Here is a 13163-nt window from a genome sequence, read left to right on the forward strand (position 1 = left end):
GCTTCTGTGCGAGTGATCATTTTCGGCGCCACCGGGATGGTGGGCCAAGGCGTACTGCGGGCCTGCCTGCTCGACGACCGGGTCGAGAGCGTCCTGATCGTCGGCCGCACGCCGGCAGGCGTGCGGCACCCCAAGGTCCGTGAGGTCGTCCACAGCGACTTCACGGACTTCTCGGCGATCGACGCCGAGCTCACCGGCCTCGACGCGTGCTTCTTCTGCCTCGGCGTCACCTCGGCCGGTCTGAGCGCGGAGGAGTACTCCCGCATCACGTACACGTACACCTTGGCCGCCGCCCGGGCGGTCGCCGCCCACAACCCGGGGCTGACCTTCACGTACGTGTCCGGCGAAGGCACTGACAGCAGCGAGAAGGGCCGCACCGCGTGGGCGAGGGTCAAGGGGCGCACCGAGAACGAGCTCCTGGCGATGGGGTTCCACGCGTACATGTTCCGGCCGGGCTACATCCAGCCGCTGCACGGCGCGACGTCGAAGACCGCCATGTACCGCTGGATGTACCGCGGTGTCTCCTGGCTGTACCCGGTGCTCCGGCGGATCATGCCGAACCATGTGACGACCACCGACAACATGGGGCGCGCCATGATCGCCGTCGTCGGCCTGCACGGCTCCGGCGAACACATCCTGCACAGCCGAGAGATCAACCGCGCGGCCGGCGCATAGCCTCTCGACGTCGGTCCCGGACGTATTCCGCCAGCCGTTCCACGAAGACCCGCTGGCCCGTGACGAGACGCTCCGCCGCCTCGTCCGGCGTGCACCAGGCGAACCGGTCGATCTCCGGGAACTCTTTCTGCACGCCGGACCCCCGGGGCCACTCCATGGTGAACGTCCCGGGCTCGGCGCGCACCGGATCGACATCGGCCTCCATCGCCCACACGACCACCGACTTGCCACCGGTCTGACGGGACTCACCGAGCGGCACCCACACTCCGTCAGGTGCCCGATGGCCGAACTCCTCCTCGAACTCCCGGCGGGCAGCGGCCTCGGGCTCCTCATCGGGGCCGTACTCGCCCTTGGGGACCGACCACGCCGCCGCCTCGCGCCTCGCCCAGAACGGGCCGCCCATGTGCCCGATGAACACCTCGAACCCGGCTTCGCCGTCCGTGGACCGGAACAGCAGAAGACCCGCACTGCGCTTCTGAGACGACATACCGTCAAGTCTCCCCAATGATCACGGGTGTCATCGAGCCGCCGCACCCTGTTTCCCCTGAGGTTCCCGAGGCCCCCTGGTGCGTGGCGGTGGGCGCGGCCATGCTGTCCGCCGACAGCGCTTACTGCCCGCCCAACCACCGCCAATCCAGGAGGATCTGTGGGACCTGGCATAGTCGGCAGAGCAACGCGACCCCTCGTACTGCTTGCGACGGTGTCCGTGATGACGGTGGGAGCCATCGCCCCCGCCGTCGCCGATTCGACCCCCGACCCCCGTCCCCGTAACTCCGCCGAGGTCCTCAGACCCGTCGCGCCACCGGCCGCGAGCAACCCGGTCGGAGCGCCCCGATCCGTCGTGGACGGCGACGGCATCGAGACGGCACGTACATCCCGCCCGATCGCACCCGGCATCCGCCTCAGCTCCTACGACCGGCTCGAGTCGGACAAGTGGCTGCGGGTCGACTCCCTCTCCGTCGACCTCGACGGCAGCGGCGCACAGGCCGACTACCTCTCCACCGGCAAGGTCTCCGACCGGCGCACGGTCTCCGAGCTCGCCGCCGGACACGACGCGGGCCCCGGCCGCCGGACCGTCGCCGCGATCAACGCCGACTTCTTCGACATCAACCAGACCGGTGCGCCCGAGGGCGTCGGTATCAAGGACGGCGCGACCGTCCAGTCCCCGGCCCCCGGGGTCAACCGGGCCGTCGGCATCGGCCCCGACAGCGCGGGCCGCATCCTGAACCTGTACTTCGAGGGCACGCTCACCCTGCCTTCAGGGCAGCAGCAGCTCGCCGCGTACAACGCCGCCAACGTGCCGGCCGGGGGAGTGGGCGCGTACACATCGGCCTGGGGAACCGCCGATCGCGCACTGACCGTGGACAACGCAACACCGGTCGCCGAAGCGGTGGTACGGGACGGCAGGATCGTGTCCGTGTCCTCCACCCCCGGCTCGGGCGCCGTCCCCGACGACACCACGGTCCTCGTCGGCCGCGAGGCCGGAGCCGACGCGATCAAGGCGCTCCAGCCCGGTGACCCCGTGTCGCTGACCTACCGGGCACGCACCGACGGCGGCTCCGTACCGCGCACAGCGGTCGGCGGCCGGGAACTCCTCGTCGTCGACGGCGTCGCCCAGAACCACGACGGCGAAGGCAACAACACCGCCGCGCCCCGCACCGCCGTCGGCTTCTCCCAGGACGGCCGCACGATGCAGATCCTCACCATCGACGGCCGACAGGCCGACAGCGGAGGTGTCACCCTCACCGAACTCGGCCTGATGATGCGGCGCGCCGGCTCGTACAGCGCACTGAACCTGGACGGCGGCGGCTCCTCCACCCTCGTCGCCCGCCGGCCCGGCAGTGACGCGCTCCAGGTGGAGAACAGCCCCTCCGACGGCACCGAACGCACCGTCCCCAACGGTCTCGCACTCACCGCCCCCGACGGCAGCGGCCGCCTCGAGGGATTCTGGGTCGACACCCGCACACCGGCCGGCGCCGCACCGGGCGTCGACCCGGTCAAGGGCGGCCACCCCGAGCGGGTCTTCCCCGGACTCACCCGGCGCCTGACAGCGACCGGATACGACGAGACGTACGGCCCCGCCACCGGCATCCCGCGCTGGCGCACCACGCGTGCCGACACCGGAACGGTCGACCGCAACGGCCTCTTCACCGCGCGCCGCAGCGGCACCACGGACGTCCGTGCCGAACGCGGAACCGCCCACGGCAGTACCACACTGACCGTTCTCGACAAGCTGGCCCGGATCGAACCGACGACCCGGCGGGTGGGCCTCGCGGACGCCCGAGCCATCGGCACCTTCGGGATCGTCGGGCTCGACGCGCACGGCACCAGTGCGCCCGTCGAACCGCGCGACGTCACCCTCGCATACGACCACGCCCTCTTCGACGTACGCGACGACAGCCAGGGCAACTTCACCGTCACCTCACGCACCGGCAGCGGCGCAGGGCAGATCAAGGCGACCGTCGCGGGAGTCACCACCGCCCTGGCGGTCAGCGTCGGCCTCACCGAGCAGGCCGTCTCCGACTTCGACGACGCCGGATCCTGGAAGTTCAGCCAGGCCCGGGCGAGCGGTTCCCTCTCCGCCACCCCCGACGGCCACACCGGCACCGGCCTCCAGCTCAGCTACGACTTCACCCAGTCGACCGCGACGCGCGCCGCCTACGCCGCGCCGCCCCAGCCCGTCGCCGTGCCCGGCCAACCCCAGTCGTTCAAGCTCTGGATCAAGGGCGACGGCAAGGGCGCCTGGCCGACACTGCACCTGAAGGACGCAGCGGGCTCCGACCAGTTGCTCCGCGGACCGTACGTCACCTGGACCGGCTGGCGGCAGGTGACCTTCGCCGTACCGGCGGGCGCGGCCACACCGCTCAGCGTGTACCGCTTCTACCTCGCAGAGACGGCGGCCGCCCAGCAGTACACCGGCCAGATCGTCATCGACGACCTCACCGCCCAGGTGCCGCCCACCGTCGACCTGCCCGAACAGACGGCCCCCGCCGACCCGTTGATCGACCCGGCGACGGTCACCGAACACCGGGACTGGCAGTTCGCGGTCATGTCCGACGCCCAGTTCGTCGCCCGCGACCCGGACAGCGCGATCGTCACCCAGGCCCGGCGCACCCTGCGCGAGATCAAGGCAACGCACCCCGACTTCCTGGTCGTCAACGGCGACCTCGTCGACGAGGGATCACCCGCGGACCTCGCCTTCGCCCACCAGATCCTGACCGAAGAACTCGGCGACTCACTGCCCTGGTACTACGTGCCCGGCAACCACGAGGTGATGGGCGGGAAGATCGACAACTTCATCACCGAATTCGGACCCGCCCAGCGGACGTTCGACCACGAGGGAACCCGTGTCATCACACTCGACACCTCCGGCCTCACCCTGCGCGGCGGCGGCTTCGCCCAGATCAAGGAACTGCGCGCCCAGCTCGACGCGGCAGCCGAGGACCGCGACATCGATTCGGTGATGCTGATCGAACACGTACCGCCGCGCGACCCGACCGTACAGAAGGGCAGCCAGCTGGGGGACCGCAAGGAGGCGGCACTGGTCGAACAGTGGCTCGCCGACTTCCGCCGTACGACGGGCAAGGGAGCCGCTTTCATCGGCAGCCATGTCGGGGTCTTCCACGCCTCGCACGTCGACGGGGTGCCCTATCTGATCAACGGAAACTCGGGTAAGGCACCGGCCGGCCCGGCGGACGAGGGCGGATTCACCGGCTGGTCCCTCGTCGGCGCGGACCACGTCTCGCGCGGCGAACAGGCCGCCGCCCGGCAGAAGCCGTGGCAGGGCGCGCCCGACTGGGTCTCCGTTCAGACCAGGGCGCATGTCGACTCGCTGACCCTCGACGCCCCGTCCGCCCTCGCTGCCGGGAACACCGCGAAGGTCACGGCGACCGTCAGCCAGGGCGCCCGCAGCGTTCCGGTCGCGTTCCCGCTGGCCGCCGACTGGACCGGGTCCCCGAACGTCCGCATCGGCGACCGGGACGGCGCCCGCCGCCGACACGCGGCGGTCTTCGACCCGGTCACCGGCACACTCACGGCGCTCCGGCCGGGCACGGTCACGCTCGCGGTGACGGTCAACGGGACGACGCAGCGGGCGCAGATCCACATCGCCGCGGCGGCCGCCGCTTCGGCGGCCTGACCAACGGCCCCTCCGCAATCCCTGTGCGGACACATCGGTCGCGCACCCGGCTCTCCGCGGAGAGCCGGGTGCGGGACCTTCGCTCGCACCGCAAACCGTGCTTCTACACCTTTCGGTAGGAGTACGCCTCCGACGCCGCGGCCTCCACCGCAGCCAGATCGCCCCCGGCCGACGCGGTGACCAGGGCGGCCACCGCGCCCTCGATGAAGGGTGCGTCCACCAGGCGTGCTCCGTCCGGCAGTTCGTCGCCTTCGGCCAGCATCGACTTGACCGTGAGCACCGCGCTGCCGAGATCGACCAGCACCGCGATCCCCACGCCGCCGTCGACGGAACGGGCGGCTTCGGCGATCAGCTCCGCGCTGGTGCCGAGCCCACCCGTCTGCGTGCCGCCGGCCGCTGCCACCGGCGCCGTCGCACCACCGGCCGCCAGCCCCCTGGCCAGCTCGGCGACCGCCTCGGCGACCGGGCCGCTGTGCGAGACAAGCACGATCCCGACCTGCTTCTCCTCGCTCATGCGTCGCCCCCGTTCTCCGCGCCTGCGCCGCTCGTCCCGGCCAGCGCGGCGATCAGCAGTGCGGAGGACGTCGCCCCCGGATCCTGGTGCCCGATGCTCCGCTCACCGAGATAGCTCGCCCTGCCCTTGCGGGCCTGCATCGGTACGGTGGCGGCGGCGCCCGCCTCCGCCGCGTCCCGGGCCGCTCCTGGCGAGGTCCCCAGCGCCGCGGCGCCCGGCAGCAGCGCATCGAGCATGGTCTTGTCCCCCGCCTGCGCCCCGCCCAGCTGGGCGACGGCAGCGACACCCACGGCGAACGCCTCGGCCAGCTGCTCCTCCGTCACCGCGGGAGCGTCGCCCAGCGCCTTCCCCGTACGTCGCAGCAGCGTCCCGTACAACGGACCCGAGGCCCCTCCGACCGTCGAGATCAACTGCCGTCCCGCAAGCATCAGTACGGCCCCCGGCGTCTGCGGGGACTCCTTCTCCAGCACCGCGGTCACCGCGGCGAATCCGCGCTGCAGATTGCTGCCGTGATCGGCGTCCCCGATCGCCGAGTCGAGTTCGGTGAGGTGATCCGCCTCGCGATCCACCGCGGCTGCGACTGCGGCCATCCAACGGCGGAAGAAGTCGGCGTCCAGCACAAGATCTCCTTGTCCCTGAAACATCGTCATGGGTGTACGGGCGGACGTTCTCAGCGGCCCCAGCGGAGGGCGGGTGTCTCCACCGGAGCGTCCCAGAGCCGCAGCAGCTCCTCGTCGAGCTGGCACAGCGTCACCGAACATCCCGCCATGTCGAGCGAGGTCACATAGTTCCCCACGAGCGTACGAGCCACGGAGACATGCCGCTCGGACAGCACTCGCTGCACCTCGGCATTGAACCCGTACAGCTCCAGCAGGGGCGTCGCTCCCATCCCGTTGACCAGCACGAGCACCGGACTGGTCGGCTGCAGATCGTCCAGCACCGCGTGGACCGCGAAGTCGGCGATTTCCCGCGACGTCATCATCGGACGTCGTTCCCGCCCCGGCTCACCGTGGATCCCGATCCCCAGCTCCAGCTCGCCGGGCGGGAGGTCGAAGGTGGGGGAGCCCTTGGCGGGTGTGGTGACGGAACTGAGCGCCACCCCGAAGCTCCGCGATGCCTCGTTCACCTGCCGGGCGACGGCCGCCACCCGCTCCAGAGGTGCACCCTCGTCGGCTGCCGCCCCCGCGATCTTCTCGACGAACAGCGTCGCGCCCGTCCCGCGCCGCCCGGCCGTGAACAGACTGTCCGTCACCGCCACGTCGTCGTTGACGAGCACCTTGGCGACCTGCACGCCCTCGTCCTCGGCGAGTTCGGCGGCCATCTCGAAGTTAAGCACGTCACCGGTGTAGTTCTTGACGACGAACAACACCCCGGCGCCACTGTCGACCGCGGCGGCGGCGCGCACCATCTGGTCGGGAACGGGCGAGGTGAACACTTCACCGGGACATGCGGCGGACAGCATCCCCGGTCCGACGAACCCGGCATGCAACGGCTCGTGCCCGGACCCACCCCCGGAGATGAGCGCCACCTTCCCGGCCACGGGAGCGTCGCGCCGCATGACGACGCGGTTGTCGACATCCACGGTCAGTTCGGGGTGAGCGGCGGCCATTCCGCGCAATGCGTCCGCAACGACGGTCTCCGGGACGTTGATCAGCATCCTCATAAGTACCTCCTGACGAGATTAGCAGGCGAGCTGCTGAGCAGGGATGTTGCAGGTCAGAGCATGTGGTGCGAATTTTTGATCTCGGTGGTTCATGGCGGCGAAGGACGGTTCGTGCGGTACTGATACCGACTCAATGCTGACTCTCGTGATGCATTGTCAGGTTAGGCGGCGTCGAGTGCGAGTTTCGGGTGCATATCGTTCCCGACGAGTTCAAGCCCTGTCCGGATGAACCCTGGACCAGGGCCGCGCCAACGCCCGGAGACCATGGGGGAGGAGATCGTGCCACTCGGCCACAGTGGCAGCTACCGGCGAGTTCACGCCTCTTCCCGCACCAGGTGCCTGTTGACTGACGCGGTCACCGCACCCTCGCCGCCGGCATCGACGGCGACCGCGACGCCGTCACCGCCGGCATGATCCTGCCCCGGAACTCGGACGTCGTCGGAGGACACGTCAACCGCATCAGGACGCACGTGAAACGCTGCGGACATCGATCGACCTCACCCCAGGAGTGACGAGTGTCCAGGACCGCAGACATAGATCTCGTGTTCGAACATGCCGTCACCGTAGCGGCCGTGGTGGGGGCCTTGGCCGGCGAGCGGTGGTCGTTGGAGGAACCGCTTGGCGTCTCGTACATGGTCAACAGCGACGGCCTGTACAACTGGCAGTCCGCTCCCACTGACCAGGTGACTCGGATCCTGGCCCTGGTGGATTCACCGGACAACATTCACCACCACGTCGGGGTGTGCATCTATAGCTCTGCTGCGAAAACCGGTGGCCAGCTCCTTTTTCATGCCGGCCGTTCGCACTGCTCCTTCATCCCGACGATCGACCGGCGGGGCCTCTCCGGAGCGTCAGAGCTGACTGACACCGCGTGGTACTTGAACAAGCTGGTACCGCCCCTGCTCGCCATCGGCCTCACCGGCTACGAGGCGAGGGACCTTGCAGACTAGAACTCGCCACTCTCGCTCGGCGTTCGAGAAGCACGCGTCTGCGAAACGACCTTGCCTTCTGTCCGGCCAACACTCATGGCGACGCAACCACGGAAGTTGAGCCAGAGCATGGTATTCGGCAGCACCCGAGAACCGGTGAACTCGAACAGTTCCGACCCCGAGCGGTCGAAGCGCGGCCGGACGCTGAGGATGAGGCCGTTGTCGATGGGCTATGAGCCGCTTCCGGTGCCTGTCGGCTGAAGGCGGTCCGGAGGACAGGCACGAAGAAGCTCCTGGCGGTCGGCGGGTGGGCCTGGTCGTCACCCCGTCTGCCAGGAGCTTCATCTCTGTGTACTGCTTGGGCGCCTTACCTTGGAGGCGGCCCCGTGCGTGAGCTGTCTGCCGTGGTCGGCGAGATCAGCAGGGGAAGGCGCCGCTGTAGAGGGCGTGTCCGTAGGAGGAGCTTCCGGGGCCGAAGCCGTAGATGCCGTCCTCGCTCCACACCGCTTCGCGGGAGCCGTTGACGCAGGCCGAGGTCGGCGCGATCGCGAAGCCCTCCAAGTTGTCGGTCGGCATGACGGCCGGGTTCTTGTAGGTCACGTCCGGCACGAGCGCGCCGCCGGCGTTGACCTTCATGAAGGTGTGCGTCTCGCCGCAGGTGTTGTCGCAGGTCGCGATGAGGCGCTGGGTTCCGGCGTCGAACGTCACGTCCATCACGGCGGCCTTGCCGGTCGCGATCGTGCCGAACGTGGTGAACGTGCCGTTCGAGTTCAGGCCGTAGACGTGCAACGTGCCGTCCCACTCCAGACCGGCGAAGAACAGGCCCGACCCGTGCAGCGGGTAGTTCGCCGGGTTGTAGGCGGCGCCGGTGAGCGGGTCGACCCAGCCGTTCGCGGTCAGCCAGCTGTCCGGCACGTAGCTGACGCCCTCGAAGCCCAGGTTGGCGTCGTCCTTGTCACCCGTGTTGAGCTCCGGGAACTGCGAGGTCATGTCCCACTGGTGAACCGGTGTCAGCGTCGAACCGGTCGCCGCCGGGTCGAACTCCATGATCGTGTCCTTGGGCGCCGTGTTCTTGGCGTTGTCGCGCTCGGAGGTCACGTAGATGTGGCCGTCACTGCCGAACGTCAGACCCTCGGCATCCGGTTCGCCGGAGCCGCCGGCGAACCGGATCTGCTTGCCGGTCGCGCTCCACGACGAGTCCGGGATCCACTTGTCGTTGCTCTTGACCAGCTTGTACAGCCAGTTCTTGTTCTTGACGGCCCACAGTGCCGACGGGTTCGACGGGTCGAACGTCAGGCCACTCACGTCCCGGCCCTCAGGGCCGGTGGACGTGGTGAACGCGCAGACGTTGTCCGCGATCGTGACGTCAAGCCCGCCCGGCCACGCCAGGGTGCCCGCGGGGGTGGAACCCGTGCCGCTGGGGGCCTCCGGGGTGCAGCCGCTGGTGAGCGAGCCACCGCCCCCCAGCAACTGGCCGTCCTGACCGCCACCGCCACCGCCACCGCCGCTGCCGGAACAGGAGTTCACTCTGCCGAGCGTCGCGGTCGTGGCGGTCTGGAACCTGCCGGTGCCATTGGCGCAACGTTCGTCCGACGGTTTGGCACCGTCGGTGGCCCAGGTCACCGAGTCGATGGTGTTGCCGCTGCTGTCGACGAGGAAGACCGAGTCGTTGTCGCCCAGTCCGATGGTGGAGTTGAAGGTGACGTAGCCGCCCGCGGGGATGCTGGTCGCGCTCGGTGAGGAGGACGAGATCGAGGCCGCGGAGTGGGAGGAGTCGCTGTCGACGTACTTCCACGACCCGACGCTGACCGCGCTCGTGCCGCCGTTGTACAACTCCACGGTGTCGGAGCCGTTCGAGGTGACCTCGTTGATCCGCACCCGGCTCGCCGCCGGGATCGACGGGCAGCGCGAGGCGTTGGAGGCGCCGAACGTGGTCGCCGAGGTCGCGGTCACCCACGCACCCGTGCCGTCGCCGCCGCAACGCGCCATCGCGGGCTTCGCCTTGTCGGTGGCCCAGTCGACGCGGTCGACCACCGTGCCGCTGGATGTGTAGATCACCAGCTTGTCCGAATCACCCAGCCCCTTGGGTGAGTTGTAGGTGACGAAGCCGCCGGCCGGAATCGTGCTGGAGGACGGGCTGAACGACTGCGGCGAGAAGCTGTCGTCGGACATCTTCCAGCCGCTGATGCTCACAGCGGTCGAGCCCATGTTGTACAGCTCCACCGTGTCGTCGTTCGACGAGGTGACTTCGTTGATCCGAACGTTCTGGTAGCCGGCCGGGTCCGCGGCGGCCGCAGGCTGAGCGGCCAGCACGCCTGTGATGAGCAGTCCTGAAAGCGTCAAAGCCGCGGCGCATACAGAGGCGACGCCGGCACGCGAGTGTGAGGTAGGCACGAGATGGAACTATGTCGGCACGATCTTGAAACGGCGTGTACTCCAGCTGAATGCCACCTGCTGGTCACCGGAACGCCGGCCCTGCATCATCCGCTTGCGATGAGAGTTCGGATTGAATCCTGTCGCTCGAGATCGGTGTGGCGTAGGTGACGGCATTGGATGTGCTGAGGGGTGGAGTTCATGGCTTGTCTTTCTCTTCGTCACAGGATGTCCGCTCTCGGTTTGGCCGTGATTGCGATAGTCGGTGCAGCCGTAGTGCGATCCGGAGCGGACGAGATGGGCGACAAGGTCCGGGGTTCGGAACGAGGCTGCACGATGTCGACTCCCTTCAGGTCGGGTTCCGGTGGCTATGCCTCATACCGGATACCCGCTGTCGTGCGGACGCGCGCGGGTGCGCTGCTTGCGTTCGCCGAAGGTCGTGTCGGCGGGCGGGCAGACAGCGGTGACATCGACGTCGTGGTCAGGCGGTCTCGTGATGGGGGTTGCACCTGGGGGCCGCTGCAAGTTGTCGCCGCAGGGCGGGGGGACACCCGGGGCAATCCGGCACCGGTGGTCGATCCCCGCACCGGCGACATCGTGCTGGTCACCTCCTACAACAGTGGTGAGGTGACCGAGGCCCAGATCCTCAGAGGCGACGCGACGGACGAGGAGAGCCGTCGGGTGTTCGTGCAGACGAGCCAGGACGAGGGGCGGTCGTTCTCGGAGCTCCGTGAGATCACATCAGCGGTGAAGCGCGCGAACTGGCGGTGGTACGCGACGGGGCCGGGCCATGCGGTCGCGCTGACCCGCGGCGAGCATGCAGGCCGTCTGGTGGTGCCTGCGAACCATTCTGCCGCCCCCTCTGCCGGGTCCGGGGACTCCGGGCAGGAGCCCAAGTACTACGGGGCGCATGCGATCTACAGCGACGATTCGGGCCGGTCCTGGCACCTTGGTTTTGTGGATGATGCGTACGAGGGTGCGGTGAACGCGAATGAATCCGCTGCCGCGCAATTGCCCGACGGCCGGTTGTACTTCAGTGCCAGGGATCAGCGCGGGACGATCCCGGGCAATCGTCTGGACGCCTATTCCGGTGACGATGGTGCGTCGCTCGATCGGCCCTACGCGGTGCAGCCAACCCTCAACGACGTCCCGATGGTCCAAGGGAGTGTGCTGCAACTGAGCGAACCTCAGGGTGAGTTGCTGTTCTCCGGGCCCTCGGTGCCGTCCCGGCGAGTCGCCATGGCCCTCTGGTGCAGTGCGGATGGTGGGCGCTCATTCCGGAAGGTGCTGACCTTGTCGTCACGGAAGGCCGGGTACTCGGACCTGGTGCAGCTTGATGACAGGACGGTCGGGACTCTGTATGAGACCGGGGACGACGGCCCGTACGAAGAGATCGCATTCCATCGCATTCCTGTGAGGTCGCTGGGAGGGAAGGGTGCGCGGAGCCTGCGATAAGGCCGGAGGTCCGGGCGACGCCTCCCCTGGGAATGCTGTTCCGCAGGCTCGCCTTGGTCCCGGCCGTCACCACTGCCGAGCTGCGCGGCCGAGCGCCGGGGCAGGCAGTTGTCCGGTGGGCGGTTCGTTCTCAACGCCAGGACTGGCTGTTCCTTTCAGGACTCCTCGCTGTACGCGAGTTCGCTCGCGAGGAAGGCCGCGCCCACGACCCCTGCGCGGGGGCCTAGTTCGGACATGACGATCGGCAGATTGCCCGTGGCGAGGGGAAGTGAGCGCTTGTAGACGACGCTGCGGATCTCGGCGAGCAGCGGATAGCCGAGCCCGGTCAAACCGCCGCCGATCACGATCATCGACGGGTTCATGAAGTTGACCAGGGTGGCGAGAACCTGTCCGACCCGGTGCCCGCCGGCCCGGACGAGGTTGACGCTCGTGCTGTCGCCGCCGGAGGCGCATTCTGCGACGTCCAGGGCGGTCAGTGTTCCTCGTTCGGCGAGTCGTGCGGCGAGGGCGGGCGACCGGCCGGACCGTGCGGCCTGGGTGGCATCCCTGGCCAGGGCCGCTCCGCCGAAGTACGCCTCCAGACAGCCGGTGTTCCCGCAGGAGCAGACGGGTCCGTCGGTTTCGGCCTCCACCTGGACGTGTCCGATGTCTCCGGCGCAGCCCTCCGCGCCCCGGTAGATGCGGCCGTGGTGCTGCATGCCGGAGCCGATTCCGCTTCCGATCTTGACGAAGAGCAGATGGTCGACGGTTTTGGCGACCCCGCTGTGCCGTTCCCCGAGGGACATGACGTTGACGTCGTTGTCCACGACGACGGGACAGTCGTGTGCGCGGGCGAGGGTGTCGCGTACGGGGAAGCGGTTCCAGCCCACCATGATCGGCGGTGAGACGGGTATGCCCTCCCGGAAGCTGACCGGCCCCGGCAGGCCGATGCCGATGGCGTCGAGCCGCGTGTAGTGTCCCTGGTCGGCCATTGCGCGCAGGAGTTCGCTGATGCGGCCGAGCACGGCGACGGGCCCGGAGCGGATGTCGGCGGGCTCGGAGCAGGAGGCCACCGGTGCGAGCGCGCCGTCGGTGATCTCGATGTCGACCGAGCTGGCGCCCAGATCGACGGCGGCGAACCGCAGACCGGGATCGAGCTGGACGAGGGTGGAGCGGCGCCCACCGCGCGACGCGGCGGGGCCCGCCTCACTGACCCGCCCGGCGGCGACCATGCGGTCGAGTTCGCCGAGCAGCCGCGGGCGCGGAACCTCCAGTCGGTCCGCGAGTTGAGCGCGGGACAGCGGGCCGTTTTCACGCAGCAGACTCAACACGCGGTACTGGATGTTCACGGACTCACTTCCTCTGGGCGCCTTCGGACGGCTGTCGGGAGGTGTCACGAGGCGAAAACGCGGGCGGCATGGGGCCGGGTATCGTACC

The 13163-nt window shown here is 69.0% G+C and carries 10 protein-coding genes; 4 read left to right on the top strand and 6 right to left on the bottom strand.

Annotated features, from left to right (window positions below; all coding sequences use genetic code 11):
- Positions 1 to 6 precede the first annotated feature (6 nt).
- Positions 7 to 675, top strand: a complete 669-nt coding sequence (locus OG963_RS39350; protein ID WP_319739381.1) for an NAD-dependent epimerase/dehydratase family protein — start codon at positions 7 to 9, stop codon at positions 673 to 675.
- On the opposite strand, the gene OG963_RS39355 is transcribed toward OG963_RS39350, so the two are convergent.
- Entirely contained in the window at positions 653 to 1162 is a 510-nt protein-coding gene (locus tag OG963_RS39355) for an NUDIX domain-containing protein (RefSeq protein WP_319325501.1), read from the bottom strand. The two genes, OG963_RS39350 and OG963_RS39355, sit on opposite strands and share 23 nt — an antisense overlap.
- Positions 1163 to 1384: 222 nt before the next feature.
- On the opposite strand from OG963_RS39355, the gene OG963_RS39360 reads away from it, so the two are divergent.
- Positions 1385 to 4813, top strand: a complete 3429-nt coding sequence (locus tag OG963_RS39360; protein ID WP_371799964.1) for a phosphodiester glycosidase family protein — start codon at positions 1385 to 1387, stop codon at positions 4811 to 4813.
- Positions 4814 to 4916: 103 nt separating this feature from the next.
- On the opposite strand, the gene OG963_RS39365 is transcribed toward OG963_RS39360, so the two are convergent.
- From OG963_RS39365 to dhaK, 3 genes are read right to left on the bottom strand one after another with little or no spacing between them, the layout of a single operon-like run.
- Complete coding sequence (locus tag OG963_RS39365) at positions 4917 to 5327, bottom strand: PTS-dependent dihydroxyacetone kinase phosphotransferase subunit DhaM (protein ID WP_030920413.1); 411 nt, start codon at positions 5325 to 5327, stop codon at positions 4917 to 4919.
- On the bottom strand, positions 5324 to 5947 hold the full coding sequence (gene dhaL / locus OG963_RS39370) for a dihydroxyacetone kinase subunit DhaL (RefSeq protein WP_319325769.1): 624 nt from the start codon (positions 5945 to 5947) through the stop codon (positions 5324 to 5326). Before dhaL ends, OG963_RS39365 begins: the two co-directional genes overlap by 4 nt.
- 50 nt (positions 5948 to 5997) lie before the next feature.
- Positions 5998 to 6990 carry a dihydroxyacetone kinase subunit DhaK gene (gene dhaK, locus OG963_RS39375; RefSeq protein ID WP_319325499.1) on the bottom strand — a complete coding sequence of 331 codons (993 nt, stop codon included), beginning with the start codon at positions 6988 to 6990 and terminating at the stop codon, positions 5998 to 6000.
- 515 nt (positions 6991 to 7505) lie between these two features.
- Here dhaK and OG963_RS39380 point away from each other — a divergent pair.
- Positions 7506 to 7940 (top strand): hypothetical protein, encoded by a 435-nt coding sequence (locus tag OG963_RS39380; protein ID WP_319739378.1) that lies wholly within the window; start codon positions 7506 to 7508, stop codon positions 7938 to 7940.
- A 396-nt stretch (positions 7941 to 8336) separates the two neighbouring features.
- Here the strand turns inward: OG963_RS39380 and OG963_RS39385 are convergent, their stop codons facing one another.
- Positions 8337 to 10262, bottom strand: coding sequence for a lamin tail domain-containing protein (locus tag OG963_RS39385; protein ID WP_371799965.1), 1926 nt, complete (start codon positions 10260 to 10262; stop codon positions 8337 to 8339).
- 327 nt (positions 10263 to 10589) lie between these two features.
- Between OG963_RS39385 and OG963_RS39390 the strand changes: the two genes are divergently transcribed.
- On the top strand, positions 10590 to 11747 hold the full coding sequence (locus OG963_RS39390) for an exo-alpha-sialidase (RefSeq protein WP_371799966.1): 1158 nt from the start codon (positions 10590 to 10592) through the stop codon (positions 11745 to 11747).
- Positions 11748 to 11902: 155 nt separating this feature from the next.
- Here the strand turns inward: OG963_RS39390 and OG963_RS39395 are convergent, their stop codons facing one another.
- A complete protein-coding gene (locus OG963_RS39395) occupies positions 11903 to 13075 on the bottom strand; it encodes an ROK family transcriptional regulator (protein ID WP_030920397.1) in 1173 nt (390 codons plus the stop codon).
- Positions 13076 to 13163: the final 88 nt, after the last annotated feature.

Source organism: Streptomyces sp. NBC_01707, assembly GCF_041438805.1.
Lineage (GTDB): Bacteria > Actinomycetota > Actinomycetes > Streptomycetales > Streptomycetaceae > Streptomyces.